Annotated in this window: 12 protein-coding genes; 6 read left to right on the top strand and 6 right to left on the bottom strand. The window is 64.7% G+C overall.

Going from position 1 to position 17,384, the window contains the following annotated elements:
• Positions 1-118 precede the first annotated feature (118 nt).
• From Q0J57_RS08820 to argJ, 5 genes are all read left to right on the top strand, one after another.
• On the top strand, positions 119-2,308 hold the full coding sequence (locus tag Q0J57_RS08820; RefSeq protein ID WP_297219369.1) for an autotransporter outer membrane beta-barrel domain-containing protein: 2,190 nt from the start codon (positions 119-121) through the stop codon (positions 2,306-2,308).
• Between the two features lie 129 nt (positions 2,309-2,437).
• On the top strand, positions 2,438-2,809 hold the full coding sequence (gene rpsL / locus Q0J57_RS08815) for a 30S ribosomal protein S12 (protein WP_297219367.1): 372 nt from the start codon (positions 2,438-2,440) through the stop codon (positions 2,807-2,809).
• 108 nt (positions 2,810-2,917) lie between these two features.
• Complete coding sequence (rpsG, locus tag Q0J57_RS08810) at positions 2,918-3,388, top strand: 30S ribosomal protein S7 (RefSeq protein WP_297219365.1); 471 nt, start codon at positions 2,918-2,920, stop codon at positions 3,386-3,388.
• Positions 3,389-3,479: 91 nt separating this feature from the next.
• The gene (fusA, locus tag Q0J57_RS08805) at positions 3,480-5,558 is read left to right on the top strand and encodes an elongation factor G (protein WP_297219363.1); all 2,079 of its coding nucleotides are present in this window, start codon (positions 3,480-3,482) and stop codon (positions 5,556-5,558) included.
• An 80-nt stretch (positions 5,559-5,638) separates the two neighbouring features.
• Positions 5,639-6,826: a bifunctional glutamate N-acetyltransferase/amino-acid acetyltransferase ArgJ gene (gene argJ, locus Q0J57_RS08800; protein WP_297219361.1), complete on the top strand. Its 1,188-nt coding sequence runs from the start codon at positions 5,639-5,641 to the stop codon at positions 6,824-6,826.
• Between the two features lie 512 nt (positions 6,827-7,338).
• Here the strand turns inward: argJ and Q0J57_RS08795 are convergent.
• The 5 genes from Q0J57_RS08795 to Q0J57_RS08775 all read right to left on the bottom strand — a co-directional run bounded on the left by Q0J57_RS08795 (position 7,339) and on the right by Q0J57_RS08775 (position 14,990).
• Complete coding sequence (locus Q0J57_RS08795; protein ID WP_297219359.1) at positions 7,339-9,045, bottom strand: FAD-dependent oxidoreductase; 1,707 nt, start codon at positions 9,043-9,045, stop codon at positions 7,339-7,341.
• A 36-nt stretch (positions 9,046-9,081) separates the two neighbouring features.
• Positions 9,082-11,031, bottom strand: coding sequence for a selenocysteine-specific translation elongation factor (selB, locus tag Q0J57_RS08790; RefSeq protein ID WP_297219357.1), 1,950 nt, complete (start codon positions 11,029-11,031; stop codon positions 9,082-9,084).
• A 196-nt stretch (positions 11,032-11,227) separates the two neighbouring features.
• Positions 11,228-12,076 carry a 4-hydroxy-3-methylbut-2-enyl diphosphate reductase gene (gene ispH / locus Q0J57_RS08785; RefSeq protein WP_297219355.1) on the bottom strand — a complete coding sequence of 283 codons (849 nt, stop codon included), beginning with the start codon at positions 12,074-12,076 and terminating at the stop codon, positions 11,228-11,230.
• A gap of 90 nt (positions 12,077-12,166) precedes the next feature.
• Positions 12,167-13,201, bottom strand: a complete 1,035-nt coding sequence (locus tag Q0J57_RS08780) for a tRNA-dihydrouridine synthase family protein (RefSeq protein ID WP_297219353.1) — start codon at positions 13,199-13,201, stop codon at positions 12,167-12,169.
• 1 nt (position 13,202) lies between these two features.
• Positions 13,203-14,990: a SulP family inorganic anion transporter gene (locus tag Q0J57_RS08775; RefSeq protein WP_297219351.1), complete on the bottom strand. Its 1,788-nt coding sequence runs from the start codon at positions 14,988-14,990 to the stop codon at positions 13,203-13,205.
• A 316-nt stretch (positions 14,991-15,306) separates the two neighbouring features.
• Here Q0J57_RS08775 and Q0J57_RS08770 point away from each other — a divergent pair, with 316 nt between their 5' ends.
• Positions 15,307-15,933 carry an OmpH family outer membrane protein gene (locus Q0J57_RS08770; RefSeq protein WP_297219349.1) on the top strand — a complete coding sequence of 209 codons (627 nt, stop codon included), beginning with the start codon at positions 15,307-15,309 and terminating at the stop codon, positions 15,931-15,933.
• 414 nt (positions 15,934-16,347) lie between these two features.
• Here Q0J57_RS08770 and cydB read toward each other — a convergent pair whose 3' ends face one another.
• Positions 16,348-17,382 (bottom strand): cytochrome d ubiquinol oxidase subunit II, encoded by a 1,035-nt coding sequence (cydB, locus tag Q0J57_RS08765; RefSeq protein ID WP_297219347.1) that lies wholly within the window; start codon positions 17,380-17,382, stop codon positions 16,348-16,350.
• Between the last annotated feature and the right edge of the window lie 2 nt (positions 17,383-17,384).

Genomic DNA, 17,384 nt, shown 5'->3' with positions numbered 1-17,384 from the left:
CGGGCGGCGTGTCCGGGGTGTGAACAGGCAAGGCAGGTGAGGTATGCCAGGGCGATTTTCTTTGCAGGGCAGGGCGGTCAGACTATTGCTTGGGTTTCTGTGTGTTCTGGGCGGCAGCATGCTGTCCTGTGCGGCACAGGCACAGGATTTGCTCGGCACCGGGCATGTGACGCTGACCAGCGGCAACTATGATGTGGTCTACGGGGAATATCATTTTGAAATGGGCCGGGGCGTCATCCAGGGGGCCACAGTGGACATGGAGGGCGGCACGGTGCAGACCCTGTTCGGCGCGCAGATGGCAACCCCGCTCCAGAGCGGCCACGTGCTGGGCAATGTGGTGCGCATCAGCGGCGGCAGCGTGAGCGGCGATGTCTTTGGCGGCAGTGCCGCCAGCATGGAAGGGGAGGCCTACGCCACCGGCAATGTGGTGCTTGTGTCGGGCACGGCGCAGGTGGCGAACATTACGGGCGGCAGTGCCAATGACAGTGGCGACTATGCGCTGGCCTCCGGCAATCTGGTGCAGGTGGACGGTGGCACCGTTACAGGGCTGGTTTCTGGAGGGCATGCTTCTGCCCTGCAGAATGCCGATGCCGAACAGAATGTGGTGGCCATCAACGGGGGCAGCCTGAGCGGAACGGTTATCGCCGGCTGGAGCTACGCCACCAATGTGAGCGCCGTTTCCCGCAGGAACCTGGTGGTGGTGCAGGGCGGCACCATTACCGGCCCCCTGGTGGGGGGCTGGGCCAGTATCAGCAGCGGCGGGAAGGGGCAGGCCGAGGCGCTGGGCAATTCCGTGGTGCTGGGCGGCGGCTCCGTGACGGGGACGGTTATGGGCGGCGTGTACAGCGGTACGTCTGGCAGCGCCATGCACAATGGCGTGACCCTGCTGGCCGGGGCCGATGTGGCGCAGGCCACCCTGTACGGTGGCGCAGGAACAACGGCGAATGCGGACACTTCAGGGCTTGCCTTTACGCCTGTGCCCAATGCCGGCAGCGGCAATATGCTCAATGTGCTGGGCTGGCAGGGCAGCGTGCAAAATGTCGCCGGTTTCGAGCGCCTGAACATGATTCTGCCGCTGGGCGCCCGTTCCGGCGACACCATCATGACCATCACGGGGACCAATAGTACCCTGGCTGACACGACCTTCACCTTTTACGGAGGGCTGGGGGGCAGTGACCTCCAGGCCGGTGATCGTTTTGTGCTGTTGCAGGGTCCCGGGGTAACGGACGTGACCCTGGCGGACAATGGGCAGGTGCGCCAGGCGCACCATGGTTTCGGGGTGATCTTTGACGGAACGATAAGCAAGACATCTGGAGGCGATGCCTTGGAGCTCACGGTGGCGGACACCGGCCTCCGGCTCAATCCCCAGACACGTGCCCTGACCCTGCAGCGGGTGGCCGAGCTGGGCCTGTTACAGGCCGGGCAGGACCTGGTGGCCGGTATGGCCCTGCGTCAGGCCGAGGCTGCCGCGCGCCGGGCAGAGGGGCGGTGGGCCGCCTTTGCCGCCGTGCAGGGGGGCGCCGCCCGCTATGACGCGGGGGAAGACACGGGCTGGCAGGGCACGCAGCTTGTGGCCGGTCTGGCCCGCAGCTGGACGGGCGAGGCCGGTTTGCTGACGGCGGGTCTGTTTGCGGAATTTCTTCAGGCCGGGACCTTCACGGCCCACGGGGCGCTGCACTCGGACTTCGAGGGCGATGGCAGCGCCTGGGCTTCCGGGGGAGGCGTCATGGCACGCTGGCGCAGCCGGGCGGAAGGGGCCGCCGGCCTGAACGCCAGCGCCAGCCTGCGGGCCGGGCAGCTGCGTTCCACCTGGGAGAGCAGCCGGGATATCGGCATGCTGGGCGTGGCGGACTACGATGCCTGCGCGGCCTACTGGGGCGGCCATGCGGAGCTGGGCTTTGAGGCAGCGCCCATGGAAGATGTGCTGCTGGGGGTCTATGCCCGCTATGCCTATGCCCATCTGGACGACGCGGACGTGACCCTGCTCAATGACCGCTTTGCCCTTGATGCCCTGGACTCGCACCGCCTGCGCCTGGGCGTGCGGCTGGACTATGCCCTCACGGACTGGGTGAGTCCCTATGCCGATGCCGCCTGGGAGCACGAATTTGCCGGAACGGCCCGCGCCACCCTGCGAGACTATGACTGGAGCCTGTCTTCCTCATCTCTGCGGGGGGATTCGGCCGTGCTGGGGCTGGGGCTGGCCTTTGCGCCGGCATCCTGTCCGCTGCGGGTGGACGTGGGGCTGGAGGCGGCCACCGGCGTGCGGGACAGTCTTGTGGGGCATGCCCGCCTGATCTACGAATTCTGAGCAGGCCGGCGCCGGGGATTCGCTTGACAGAAGCCGGCATACCGGGTATGGTCCGCTGCTCTAGGCAGAATCGGCATGGTGCCGTCTGCTGCCCCGCATGGGGAACGTGTGAACTTTTTGGAGGAATTCATGCCTACTATCAACCAGCTCATCCGCATCGAGCGGACGCCGGAAGTGAAGCGCAAGAAGACCCCGGCCCTGCAGGCCTGCCCGCAGCGCCGCGGCGTGTGCACCCGTGTGTACACCACCACCCCGAAGAAGCCCAACTCCGCTCTTCGTAAGGTTGCTCGTGTGCGCCTGACCAACGGTATCGAAGTGACGGCCTACATCCCCGGTGAAGGCCACAACCTGCAGGAACACTCCGTGGTGCTCATCCGCGGCGGCCGTGTAAAGGACCTGCCCGGCGTGCGTTACCACATCGTGCGCGGTACCCTCGATACCTCCGGTGTGTCCGATCGTCGCAAGAGCCGTTCCAAGTACGGCGCCAAGCGTCCCAAGTAGTTTCTGTGCCGTTCGGCGTCTGCCATGCACCGCTCCCGGGCCGCGCGTCGCGCCGGAGCGTTGCGGGGCTGGTAACGCCGCCACCTATCTGTTCTCAAGGAGAATATCATGCCCCGTAAAGGTCCTGTCCCCAAGAGGGAAGTTCTGCCTGATCCGCTGTACAACAGCCGCCTGGTGACCAAGTTTGTCAACCGTCTCATGTATGACGGCAAGAAGGGCGCTGCCGAAAAGATTTTCTACAGCTCGCTGGACAACCTGGCCGAAAAGACCGGTGAAGATCCCATGCGCGCCTTTGAAAAGGCGCTGGAAAACGTCAAGCCCCACCTGGAAGTCAAGGCCCGCCGCGTGGGCGGCGCCACCTATCAGGTGCCCATGGAAGTGCGCCCCGAGCGTCAGGTTTCCCTGTCCATTCGCTGGCTCATCAACTATGCCCGCTCGCGCGGTGAGAAGGGCATGACCTCCAAGCTTTCCGCCGAACTGCTGGATGCCTACAACGGCCGCGGCGGCGCGGTGAAGAAGCGCGAAGACACGCACCGCATGGCCGAAGCCAACAAGGCTTTTGCCCATTACCGCTGGTAATCGCGCATCTGTTTTCACGTAGAGCACACCGCGCCCGCAAGGGCGCGGTGTTGATTCAAGCATCCAACAGCTTTTTTAGAGAGGAAATCCCGTGTCCCGCACCGTAGCCGTAGACAAACAGCGCAATATCGGCATCATGGCCCATATTGACGCAGGCAAAACCACCACCACCGAACGCATCCTTTTCTATACCGGCGTGTCGCACAAGCTCGGCGAAACCCACGACGGCGAATCCACCATGGACTGGATGGAGCAGGAACAGGAGCGCGGCATCACCATTACGTCCGCCGCCACCACCTGCTTCTGGAAGGACTGCCGCATCAACATCATCGACACCCCCGGCCACGTGGACTTCACCATTGAGGTGGAACGCTCCCTGCGCGTGCTGGACGGCGCCATCTGCGTGTTTGACGCCGTGGCCGGCGTGGAACCCCAGTCCGAAACCGTGTGGCGCCAGGCCGACCGCTACCATGTGCCCCGTATCTGCTTTGTGAACAAGATGGACCGCATCGGCGCCAATTTCTTCCGCTGCGTGTCCATGATTCACGAGCGCCTGGGCGCCAAGGCCGTGCCGCTTCAGCTGCCCATCGGCGCCGAAGACAAATTTGAAGGCGTGGTGGACCTCATCGAAGGCAAGGCCATCCGCTTCGACAAGGGATCCAAGGGGACGGAATTTTCCGTGGAAGATGTGCCCGCCGACATGCAGGCCCTGTTCGAGGAAAAGCGTCACGAGCTGCTGGAATCCGTGGCCGAGGAAGACGAAGCCCTGCTGGACAAGTACCTGGGTGGCGAGGACCTGACCGTGGACGAAATCCGCGGCTGCGTGCGCAAGGCCACCATTGCCCGCAATATCGTGCCCGTGTTCTGCGGCTCTGCCTTCCGCAATATCGGCGTGCAGCCCGTGCTGGACGCCGTGGTGGATTACCTGCCTTCGCCGGTGGACATTCCGCCCATGACCGGCCATGTGCCCGGCAAGGAAGACGAGCTGATCGAATGCCACTGCGATGACAAGGAGCCGCTGGCCGGCCTGGTCTTCAAGCTGTTCTCCGACCCCTTCATCGGGCATCTGTCCTTCTTCCGCATCTATTCCGGCTGCCTGGAATCCGGCACCAGCGTCTACAATGCCAATACCGGCAAGAAGGAACGCATCGGCCGTATTCTCAAGATGCACGCCAACAAGCGCGAAGACATCAAGTGGGCCGGCGCCGGCGACATCGTGGCCCTGGTGGGCCTCAAGAATGCCTCCACCGGCGATACGCTCTGCGATGAAAAGCGCGAGCTGATTCTTGAATCCCTCAACATTCCCGAGCCGGTCATCGAGGTGGCCATCGAACCCAAGACCAAGGCCGACCGCGATGCCCTGTCCGCCGCGCTCAACAAGCTGGCCAAGGAAGACCCGTCCTTCCGCGTCAAGGGCGACGAGGAAACCAACCAGACCCTCATCGCCGGCATGGGCGAACTGCATCTGGAAATCATCGTTGACCGCCTTACCCGCGAATTCAACGTCAACGCCAATGTGGGCAAGCCGCAGGTGGCCTACCGCGAAACCATTTCCAAGAATGCCAAGGTGGACATGAAGCACGCCAAGCAGTCCGGTGGTCGCGGCCAGTACGGTCACTGCGTTATCGAGGTGGAGCCGAATCCGGGCAAGGGCTACGAATTCATCAACTCCATCACCGGCGGCGTCATTCCCAAGGAATACATCCCGGCCATCGACAAGGGTATTCAGGATGCCATGAAGTCCGGCGTTCTGGCCGGTTTCCCCTGCGTGGACATCAAGGTCAACCTGGTCTTTGGTAGCTACCACGAAGTGGACTCCTCGGAACAGGCCTTCTATGTGGCCGGCTCCATGGCCATCAAGGAAGCCATGCGTCAGGCCGGTCCGGTCCTGCTGGAACCCATCATGGACGTGGAAGTGGTCACGCCCGAAGAATACCTGGGCGATGTCATGGGCGACCTCAACGGCCGCCGCGGCCGTGTGCAGAGCATGGAAGCCCGCGCCGGCGGCGCCCAGAGTGTGCGCGCCCAGGTGCCGCTGGCCTCCATGTTCGGCTATGCCACGGACCTGCGTTCCCGTACTCAGGGCCGCGCGACCTTCACCATGCAGTTCGATCATTACGAACGCGTGCCGCAGGCCATTGCCGACGAAATCCAGAAGAGCAAGAGCTAGCCGTGTCCAGCACACGGGCATAATCATGGGGCGGGACTCTGCATGGCGGATTCCCGCCCCGTGTGCATGAAGGGGGCACTATGAATACGGATCTTCCCCGGGGCTTCCGGGCAGGAACGGCCGCTGCCGGCTTCAAGGCGCCGGGCCGCACGGATGTGGGGCTTATTGTTTCCGACAGGACGGCCGCCATGGCTGCACTGTTTACTACCAATGCCTTCAAGGCGGCGCCCGTGCAGGTGAGCCAGGAAATTCTGGCTCAATACGGCACGGCCCGTGCGGTGCTGGCCAATTCCGGACAGGCCAATGCCTGCACCGGCAGCGAGGGGCTTGCCAATTGCCGTGAAACGCAGCGCCTGGTGGCCGAGGCCGTGGGCCTGGAGCCGCACGAAATCGTGCCCCTGTCCACAGGGGTCATCGGTGCGCAGCTCAAGATGGACCTCTGGCGGGCAGCCATTCCGGAACTGGCCAGAAGTCTGGGCAGTGATGATGCCGAGGCCTTTACCCGGGCCTTCATGACCACGGACGCCTTTCCCAAGTTTGTCACGCGCCAGGTGCATCTGTCCGGCGGGCTGGTGCGTCTGGCGGGCATGGCCAAGGGGGCGGGCATGATCTGTCCCAATATGGCCACCATGCTTTCCGTGGTGCTCACCGATGCGGCGGTAAGCCGCGAGGCCTGGCAGGGCATGTTTGCCCGTTCTGTGGAAAAGACCTTCAATCGTGTCAGCGTGGACGGGGACACCTCCACCAACGATACGGTGCTGGGCCTGGCCAACGGGGCATCGGGCGTGTCCGCGGCGTCGGAACAGGACGCCCGCCTGCTGGAAGATGCCCTGGCCGAGGTGCTGGGGCGGCTGGCCTATATGCTGGTCAAGGATGGCGAAGGCGCCACCAAGGTCATGCACATCAGCGTGTGCGGCGCGGCCAGTGATGCCGATGCCGAGCAGGTGGCCCGCACGGTGGCCCATTCGCAGCTTGTGAAGACCGCCATCTACGGGCAGGATGCCAACTGGGGCCGCATTGTGGCGGCTGTGGGCCGCAGCGGCGTGCCCATTGACCCCCAGGCCGTGCGCCTGACGCTCTGCGGCATCGAACGCTTCCGCGACGGACAGCCCGTCAATGATGATATGGAAGAGCAGCTTGCCGAGCTGCTCAAGGGCAAGGATATCGAGGTGGGTATCGAACTGGGCGACGGCCCGGGCGTCTATGCCGTGCATGCCTCGGACCTGAGCCACGATTATGTGAGCCTCAACGCGGACTACCGCTCGTAGACAACGGGCGGCGGCTCACGAGCTGATGCGCCTGCCGCGGGAAGGCCCCGGGGCAGGAATCGCACAGACTTTGCCTGCCAGCTTCTGCCGCAGGGGTCGCACTCGTGCGGCAGGCTGCCTGTTGCGGCGCTCTCGTCTTCCCCAACTCCCGTCCATGCGGCGGGAGTTTTTCTTTTCTGGGGGGCTGCGCGCCGGAGCAGGTATGCGGGACAGGGCGGCCGCTCACCACAAAGCGCGCTGCCCGCAGCGTGGCAACGCCATGCCGTCTTTTGCCTGGGGCACGTTTCCTGCCATGCCGATGCGCAGCGCGTTCGGTAGTCCTGCTGACCACGCCAGAAAATACCTGCGGCATTGCCCGTTTCGTACAGGGCTGTACCGCCGGGAACGGGCATTTGCTGTGAAAAAGAACTGCCCCAAAACGGCCTTTCCCGCAGGAAACGGGCCGTTCTGGGGCAATGGGCAATGCCGCAGGGAGGGGGGCCTCCCCGCGGTATTGTTTATTGTTTGGCTGGTTAGGGCTTGAGGCCCATCTTCTTCACGGCCTGCATGCCGCCCATGGAATTCATGAGATCGGTCACGCCGTTGCGGGCCAGCACCAGCAGGGTTTCGTAGGCGCGCAGACCGGTATTGCAGACCAGGGCCACCGGGCGGTCCTTGGGCACTTCATTGACGCGGGCGCGCACTTCTTCCAGGGGAATGGAGTGCCAGTCCGGGAACTGTTCCTGAATGGCCTTGCCGGCCTTGGCCGGGCGGGCATCGATGAAGAAGATATTGTTGTTGGCGCGGTCGTGCCAGAGCTTCATGAATTCGTCAGCCATAAGGGGCTTGAAGCGTCCGGCCAGCACATTGTCCGCCACATTGGCCACCGTATTGACCACATCCATGGCGCTGGCAAAGGGCGGGGCGTAGCACACTTCCAGATTGGAGATGTCTTCCACCGTGGGCTTGGCATACTGGAGCACACCGGCCACGGCGTCAATGCGGGCCTTGAGGGCATCGCCATCCACGCAGGCGCCCTGCAGGCCGAGCACGCGGCGGGTGGCCTTGTCCACCACCAGTTCCAGGCTCATGAGTTCCTTGTCGGGGTAGAAGTGGGCGCGGTCGGTCTGTTCCACGCTGACGGCCACGGCATCGAAGCCTTCTTTGCGGGCCTTGCCCACGGTCAGGCCCACCCCGCAGAAGGACAGGTCAAAGAGCTTCACGGCCCAGGTGCCCACAAAGCCGGGGAATTTGACCCTGCCGCCGGCCAGGTTGGTGCCGATGACGCGGCCCTGCCGGTTGGCCATGCTGCCCAGGGGCAGATAGCCCTGCTTGCCGGTGATGATATTGGGCAGGGCCACGCAGTCCCCGCCGGCATAGATGCAGGGATCGGAGGTCTGCATGTATTCGTTGACCACAATGGCGCCAAAGGGCGCCACATCCAGACCGGCATCCTTGGCCAGCTGGCCATTGGGCACAAAGCCGGCGGCAAAGATGACAAGCTGGGCCGGCAGCTCGCGCTTGTCGGTGATGACCCGGGTGACCTTGCCGTTTTCGCCTTCCAGGCGCACCACCTTTTCCCCGGTGTAGACGTCCGTGCCGTGGGCCTGGCAGTCCTGCACGGCCATATTGGCCATGTTGGGGGAGACCACGGTCAGAATCTGATCCAGCATTTCCACCACGGAAACCTTGATGCCCCACATATCGGCCAGCGCCACGGCCGCTTCCAGGCCGATGAAGCCGCCGCCCACCACCACGGCTTCCTTGACGGCGCCGCTTTCGCAGGCATGACGCATGGTCTCGGCCGCTTCCAGACGGGTAAGCGAAAAGACGTTGCCCAGGTCGTGCCCTTCCACGGGGGGAATGCGCGGCGTGGCGCCGGTGGCCAGCACCAGCTTGTCATAGGGCAGCTTTTCTTCAACGCCGGTCACCAGATTCCTGACCAGCAGGGTTTTGGCCTGACGGTCAATGGCCACGGCGCGAGTCTGGTTGCGCACATGCACTTCCTTCAGCGTTTCAAAGAACTGCGGATCGCGTACGGCATTGTAGGGGGTGGCGCGCAGCTCGTCCACATTGTTGATTTCGCCGGAGACATAGTAGGGGATGCCGCAGCCGCCATAGGAGATCTTGACGTTTTCGTCGATGATGGTCACGTCGGCATCAGGCATGAGCCGCTTGCAGCGGCAGGCCGCCTTGGGACCCAGGGCAACGCCGCCCACAACGAGAATTTTTTCAGCCATACGATTTCTCCCGAAGTGAAAGAGGGTTTGGGGGGATCAGTTCTGGGTGCTGCGCAGCTGGCGCGTATCGCCCACCCTGACCGTAATTCGTTCTCTGTCCATGTATTCCAGCAGCGCAATGAGGAACTTGCGGGACAGGCCCGTGATTTCCTTGAGGCCGGCCAGGTCGAGATTGTCGTGCGTCTCGAACCATTGGCGGGTTCTGCCGAGAATGTCGTTCAGGGCCTCGGCGCTGTAGTACAGGCCGTCGGCTACCCGCACCAGCGCCTTTTCTTCCACCAGCAGGCGCAGAACCGGGCCGGCTTCCTTGGGCGTGGTGCCCAGTTCTTCCAGCACGTCCTTGAGGTTGGGCGGGGTGATGCCGCCCCTGCGGTGCGCATCCAGCAGCTTTTCCCGCAGCTGGGCCTGTCCGCCGGCCAGGGAAACCTTGTGCGACGACAGGCGCAGCCCGTCCCCCTCGCTGCTCAGCAGGCCCTTTTTGATGGCCGTTTCCAGCACGCGCTGCACCAGGCGCGGCGGCAGCCCCTTGCTCCAGCCCGTGCACAGCGCTCCCTGGCTGAAGGCGGACTTGAGCGGCTCGCGGGCATGCAGATCAGCCGCACGGGCGCAGGCGGCCTGCATGAGCTGGTCAAAGGCGCCGGCATCAATCCACTGGAGGCTTTCGTTGTTCCAGCAGATGGCCTTGCCGCGCGAGGAAAGGGCCAGCAGCACCTTGTGCAGGCGGGAGGCCCCCAGACCGCTCATGACCTGCAGGGCCGCTTCGCTGCTGCCGGCGGTGCCGGCCAGTTCCAGCAGGGTCTGGACCAGTTCCAGGCCGGCATCCTTGGCCAGATGGGCCGGGCTGCCCAGCTCGTGCAGGCGGTTGCAGGCGTCCAGCTTGCGGGCGCGCTGCGGATCTCTGGCGCGCAGTTCCGGCGGCAGGGGGGCCACCAGCAGCCCCCCGGCAATGGTGCGCAGCGGGGAATAGGCGCGCAGCACACAGTGATCGCCGAATATGCCCACCAGGGGATGCGCAAAGCGCACCTCTGCCAGGCAGGCATCGCCGGGCGCCAGGCGATCGCGGTCAAAAAAGATGACCCGGGCCGCGCATTCCTGTGTGCCGTGATGAAAATGCACTTCCGTGCGCTGCCGCAGCGGACGCGGGGCCGACGGCAGGCAGGAAAGGCGCAGCAGCCAGCGCTGCGAGGGAAAGAGGGTGCCGGGGCGGCTGAGCACCTGACCGCGGTGCAGCACATCCGTATCCGGTCCCTGCAGGTTGACGGCGCAGCGCTGCCCGTGCAGCAGAACTTCGGCAGGTGCGCCGTGGCGTTGCAGGCCGCGGGCGCGGGCGGGGAGTCCTTCGGGCATGACTTCCAGCTCTTCCCCGCTTTCCAGACTGCCGGAAATGATGGTGCCCGTCACCACGGTGCCGTGCCCGCGCATGGTGAAAACGCGGTCAATGGGCAGACGGAAGACATCCGGCGTCTGGCGCGGCGGCAGCTTGGCCGCGCAGCGGAACACGTAGCGGCGCAGTTCCTCCACGCCCTGTCCGGTGCGGGAGGATACCGGAAAGATGGGCGCATCTTCCAGAAAGGTCCCCTTGAGAAAGGCGCGCACGTCCTCCTGCACCAGTTCCAGCCAGTCGGCATCCACCATGTCCACCTTGGTCAGGGCCACAAAGCCCCGCGTGATGCCCAGCAGGGTGCAGATATCCAGGTGTTCCCTGGTCTGCGGCATGACGCCTTCATCCGCGGCAATGACCAGCATAACAAAGTCCACACCGGCGGCACCGGCCACCATGTTGCGCACAAAGCGTTCGTGCCCGGGCACATCCACAATGCCCAGCCGCTCGCCGTCCGGCAGATCGGCCCAGGCAAAGCCCAGGTCTATGGTGATGCCGCGCCGTTTTTCCTCTTCCAGGCGGTCGCAGTCAATGCCGGTGAGGGCGCGTACCAGCGAGGTCTTGCCGTGGTCGATATGTCCGGCAGTTCCCAGAACAAGAGGCATGGAGGAACTCCTTCCCTGTGTACAGAGTGGCAAAAGTAATGGGGAATATACCCCGTTCCAAGGGCCATGGCAATAACGGGCCGTTGCTTGCCTGGCTGTGTATGGCGCGCCGTGGCAGCGCCGGAAACCGGGAAGAGGCGGCCGTTTTCCCCACGTGCGCACGCCTGGTCCCCGGGAAAGACCGGCACAGGCGGCGTCAGGCCAGGGCCTTCAGCCAGGCTTCGGTGGCGTCAATGAGCTTGCGGGGGGTGGAGGCCCCGGCGGTGAGACCCACGCGCCGGCGTCCGGCAAAATCTTCCGCACGCAGCTCCCCGGCCTGCTCGATGTGGAAGGTCTCCTTGCCGCACTGGGCGGAAAGGGAGGCCAGGCGGCGGGTATTGCCGCTTTGCCGGCCGCCCACCACCACCATGGCATCCACGGTGTGGGCAATGGCCAGGGCTTCCTGCTGGCGTTCGCGCGTGGCATCGCAGATGGTGGACAGCACCACCAGCTGGGGCAGACGCTCGCGCAGGGCCGCTTCAAGGTGCTCAAATTCTCCCCTGTCCTGGGTGGTCTGGGAGGCCAGCACATAGACACCGGCCGGATCGGGGGCCAGCGCGGCCAGTTCCTCGCGATTGCCGAAGACATGAGCCGGCCCGCAGGCATAGGAAAGCAGGCCGCGCACTTCGGGATGGTCCGCCTCGCCGAAAAGCAGCAGCGTGGCGCCCTGGGCCGTGGCATTGCGGATGGAAAGCTGGGCCTTCTTGACCCGGGGACAGGTGGCGTCCAGGACCTCGGCCCCACAGGCGCGCAGGGCCTCTTCCACGTCACGGGTGATGCCGTGGGCGCGGATGACAACCAGGTCCCCGGCGTGCAGGCCGTCGGGGCTGTCCACGCAGTGTACACCCAGGGCTTCGTAGTCCGCCAGCACCTGCGGATTGTGGATGATAGGCCCCAGCGTGCAAATGCGGCGGCCCCGGGCATCGGCAATGGCCTTGTCCAGCTTTTGCAGGGCCAGACTGACGCCCATGCAGAAACCGGCGGTCTTGGCGCGGATAATTTCCATGATATGTCCTTTTTCTTGCCCGTCCGGTGGCGGACGGCGGATGTATGATGGCTGGTTATAGACGGCCCCCGTGGGGACCGCAAGGGGCGGCTAGTGGCCGGGGGCGGCCGCTGCGGCTGCGGGCAGATGCTCGTCCAGCAGCCGGTCCAGATCGTCCCAGCTGGTGCACTGGCAGAGGGCGCGGCGCAGCGCCTTGGCGCCGGGCAGCTGTTTGACGTAGCGCGGTACCACGCTGCGCATCTTCCACAGGGCGGCCTGGCCGGAACAGAGCTGACGGCACAGGGTGATGTGCCGGTCTATGATGGCGCGCAGGCGCTCCGGCGTGTTTTCCGGCAGGGGACGGCCTGCCGCCAGCGCCCTGTGGGCCGCAAAGATGGCCGGATCGGCCAGAGCGCCCCGGGCGTACATGACGCCGCTTACCCCTGTCTGCTGCTGAACGCGCAGCCCGTCGGCCGCACTGAACAGATCGCCGCTGGCCAGCAGGGGGATGGACAGGCGCGGCGCCAGCCGGGCCAGCGCGGCATGGTCCGCCTCGCCGCCAAAGCCCTGCCGGGCCGTGCGCGGGTGCAGGGTCAGCCAGCCGGCCCCCGCATCCTCAAGACGCAGGGCCAGGTCAGTCCATACCGGGTGCTGGTCATCCAGCCCCAGGCGAAACTTGAAGCCCACATGCCCCGGTTCGGCGGCATGGATCATGGCGCGGGCCACCGTCAGGGCATGGTCCACATCTCCCAGCATGGCCGCCCCGGCTCTCTGCTTGAGCACCTTGGGCACCGAACAGCCCATGTTCAGGTCAAACCAGGCATATCCGGCCGCACGCAGCCGGGTGACCGCCTGTTCCAGAAAGCCGGCCTCTGCCCCGAAAAGCTGCACCACCAGCGGCTGGTCCTGGGGCAGGCTGCGCAGCAGCTCGCCCGTGCCTGCACTGTGATAGGCCAGGCCCTTGGCGCTGACCATTTCCGTAACGCAGACGGCGGCTCCGTACTCCCGGCAGAGCAGGCGAAAGGGCAGATCACTGTAGCCGGCCAGCGGGGCAAGCCATGGCAGGTCATGGCCGAAGGGCAGCCGGCGGGGCTGGCCTCCGGGCGGCAGCGGGCAGGGAGGAATGATGTCGGGTTGTGCGGCCATGTCAGTGTTTGTTCTTGTGATGGGTGTGAGGATGCCGCACATGGCGGCTGGCCAGCCGCTTGGAGGGGGGCAGCGTGGGCAGATAGGGGCACTGGTCGCGCTGCATGCGTTCAAAGGTGGCAAAGCCCAGGCGGAGACCGTCGGCAAAGGTGGGCGTGATGAAGCCCTTGCCCAGATAGCTCAGCAGGCCAGTGCGGCGCAGAATATTGTGCACATTGGTGCTGCCAACCACCAGAATGACCGGAATTTTCTGCTTGTGGCAGCGCTCCACAAATTGCTCCAGCGAATGGATGCCCGCGGCATCCAGCCAGAAGACCCGCGCCAGGTGCAGCACGATCACGCGCACGGGCTTGCTGGTTTCTTCATAGATGCGGCGCTCCAGCTCATGGATGGCGCCAAAGAACAGGGTGCCCTCGATGATGAAGACGCCCAGCTCGTCCGGCAGGGGGGCGGGAGCGTGCTGCATCATGGGATCATCAGCCTTGAGACGGAAAACCCGCGGATGTGCCAGCTTGAAGATGAAGAGAGTAAGCGACAGCAGCACCCCCAGCAGGATGGCCTGCTCCAGGGAAAGCAGCAGGGTGGCGGCAAAGGTGACGATGAGCACGATGCCGTCAATGCGCGTGGCGCTGAGGCACAGCCGGATGCCGGGCACATCCACCATGCGCACACAGACCGTCAGCAGCACGCCGCCCAGGGCTGGCATGGGCAGCCAGGTCATGAGTGGCGCAATAAGGTAGAGCATGGGCAGGGCCAGCATGCCGGAAAAGACCGTGGCCATGCGCGTGCTGGCGCCGGAGGTCACCACCAGGGCGCTGCGGGAAAAGGAACCGCAGCCCACGATGCTGGACGTGAAGCCGGCGGCAATATTGCCCAGGCCCTGTCCGATGAGTTCCTGGCTGCCGTCGAAACGGTCGCCCTTCATGCTGGCCAGCTGCTTGCCCGTGGACAGGGAGGTGACCATACCCATGAGCGCCAGCGCCAGGGCGGGCATGAAAAGATCGCGGTAGATGCTCAGGTCCATGGGCAGCACGGACAGGGGCGGCACCACGCTGGGGATGGCCCCCACCACGGGCACGCCCTTGTCTGCCGCGTCCATGAAATAGGCCACAATGCCCGACCCGGCCAGCGCCAGCAGGGTGGCCGGCAGCCGGCGGGAAAGACGCCGGAAGACCTCCACCAGCAGAATGCTGATGGCAGCAATGAGAATGCACCAGCCATTGGCCTCGCCCAGATGGCGGACAGCCGAAAAGACCTGGGGGAAAAAGCCTTCGGCATGGCTGCCGGGCAGCCCCAGCACGGTTTCCAGCTGGCTGGAGGCGATGAGCAGGGCGGTACCTGTGGCAAAGGCCTGCATGACGGACTGGGAAATGAAATTGGCCAGGTCTCCCAGGCGGGCAAGCCCCATGCAGACCTGGATGATGCCGCACAGCAGGGTGATGGCAAAGACGCAGGTCATCTGATAGGAGGGCGGCATGTCGGCAATGAGAACGCCCCCCACGGTGGTGCTGCCGATGGCCGAAAGCAGGACAATGGACGTGGCATTGGTGGGGCCGGCGGCCAGAAAGCGGCAGGACCCCCACAGGGCCGCCACCATGACCGGCAGCATGCAGGCATAGATGCCGTACTGCGGATGCACCCCGGCCATGAGGGCATAGGCCATGGCCTGCGGCACGGCCACCGGGGTCACGGTGAGGGCAGCCACCATGTCGCCGCGAAAGGCTTCCAGGGAATAGCCCTTGATGTCGGCCCAGAAGGGGAAAAGACGTGCTGTCAGACCTAGCTTCATGGCGTGCCCCGTGTGGATGCGTGGATAAGCCGGAAACGTCCGGATGCGACCTGCCGTGTCTTGCCCAGGGGATGTCTGCACGCGGCAGGAATATCCTCCGGGGAGACGGGGAGATGCCCCTATGCCACCTGCCATGTCTGGCTCGGAGAAGGTCTACCCTATCCTGCCCGGCAGTATGGGTCAATGGCGCGCGGCCAGCCGGCCGGAGAGGCGGCAGTCCTGAAAAAGCCCTTGAGAAGCGCCTGGAAAACACGTAGCATGCCTGCACGAAAAAAACAGTCGTCGGGCGCTGTCCCGACGCGAGGAGTAAACCCCTATGCGTATCCGCCTTCTTGCGGTTTCTCTGTTGCTGCTGAGCCTGCTGTGCGCGGCCTGCCAGCAGGGAGAGAACAAGACCGCTTCCGGTCCCCGTATCGCCGTTGTGGATGTTGTGCGCGTCATGCGTGACAGTGAACCCGGCAAGGCCGGCATCAAGTTTCTGGAAGGCATTCAGGCCGACATTCAGAAACAGCTGGACGATATTCAGGCCAAACTGGAAAAGGATCGCGAAAATCAGGCCTTGCAGCAGCAGTTGCAGACCGTGTACATGGCCGCCCAGCAGCGCATGGGCGCCGAACAGCAGAACGTGCTGAGCCAGTTGCAGAATGTGGTGCAGCGCACCATGGACGAATTCCGCAAGGCCCAGGGCTATGACGTGATCATGTCCGCCGAGACCATGGCGTCCTTTGATGCCAAGCTGGATGTGACCAATGGCGTCATCGAGGCCATGAACAGCCAGAAGATCACCTTTGTGCCCGTGGGCGACAAGGCCGCTACCCCTGCTGCCGTGCCCGCGCCCGCCGCAGAGGAAAGCGCGGCGCCTGCCGCTGCGGAACCCAAGGCCGATGCGGCTCCCGCCGCTGCGCCGGCGTCCGGCGCTGACGGCACGGGCGACGCCAAGTAAGGCGCGCTGCCTGGCGTATTCCGGGGACCCTGCCATGATGGCGGGGTCCCTTTTTTTGTGCCGTTGCGTACCATCTGGCAAAGGCTGCCGGCAGAATAGCGGTGAAGCGCGGTGTGCCGCACGGCCGGGCTGTCTGCCGCGGGCCTGCCGGTGTTTCGGGCTGGTTGCCGGAACCGGCTTGGAAGGGGCCTTGGGGAGCGGCCCTGTCAAGGGAACGGGATGGGGCAGGGCGGCGTCGTCTGGTCTGTGCCCGGGCCGGGGCAGGGAAGGCGCGCCCCTCTTTTCGGCTGTCTTTTTCGAACAGGCGTGGGACGGGAGGCGCCGTATCCTGGACGCAGGCGCATTCTGACGCAGGCGCAAAAAAGCGCCCCGTTCCAGGGAACGGGGCGCTGCTGTTTTTTCGGGGAGAGAAGCCTAGTAGGCGTGTTCGTCCTTGAGGTCCTCGCCCGTCACCGGATGCCGGAAGAGATGGTAGGTCCAGATCTGGTAGATGAGCACAATGGGTACCATGACCAGGGCCACACCCAGCATGATGGTGAGCGTCAGCTCGGTGGACGAGGCATTATAGGCCGTGAGGGTGGCCGCCGGATCCAGGGAGGAGATGATCATGCCGGGGAACATGCCGCTCACGCCAAAGAAGGTGACCCCCACAATGAAGAGGGCGCTGCTGCCCCAGGCCAGCCAGAGCTTGCCGGCAGAGAGCAGCACACGTGCGCCGATGAGGCCCACCAGGGCCACAAGGGGCAGGATGAAGAGCAGCGGATGGGCCAGATAGTTGTCAAAGAGGCGGGTGTACTTCCAGGTGAGTCCCAGGAAGACCAGGAGCAGCACCAGCATAATGGGCCAGAGCAGGGTGGCAGCGGCCACGGCCCGCAGCTGGAGGGCACCTTCGCTCTTGATGGCCAGCCAGAGCGCACCATGCAGCAGGAACATGACAAGGAAGAAGATGCCGCCGGCCAGGCCGTACAGGTTCAGCAGGGACAGCAGGCTGCCGTGGTAGACGCCTTCCGCATCCACGGGAATGCCCATGAACAGATTGGCAAAGGCCACGCCCAGCAGCACGCAGGGCACAAGGTTGGACACAAAGTGCACCACATCCCACAGGGCGCGCCAGGCGCGGCTTTCCACCTTGCCGCGAAACTCGAAGGAAACGGCGCGGAAGATGAGGGCAAAGAGCAGCAGCAGCAGCGGCGCGTACAGGGCGCTGAACATGGTGGCGTAGACCGTGGGGAAGGCGGCAAAGGTCACGCCGCCGGCGGAAATGAGCCAGACCTCGTTGCCGTCCCAGAAGGGACCGGCAGCATTGTACATGATGCGGCGGTTTTCCTCGTTGTTGCCCAGAAAGGGCAGCAGCGCGCCAAGGCCAAGGTCAAAGCCGTCCAGCACGAAATAGACGGCCCAGAGCAGCGCCCAGAGGATGAACCAGGTGATTTGCAGCGTTTCCAGCATGG

This window comes from uncultured Desulfovibrio sp. (assembly GCF_944324505.1).
Taxonomy (GTDB): domain Bacteria; phylum Desulfobacterota; class Desulfovibrionia; order Desulfovibrionales; family Desulfovibrionaceae; genus Desulfovibrio.
This window is presented reverse-complemented; position numbering and strand designations above follow the sequence as displayed.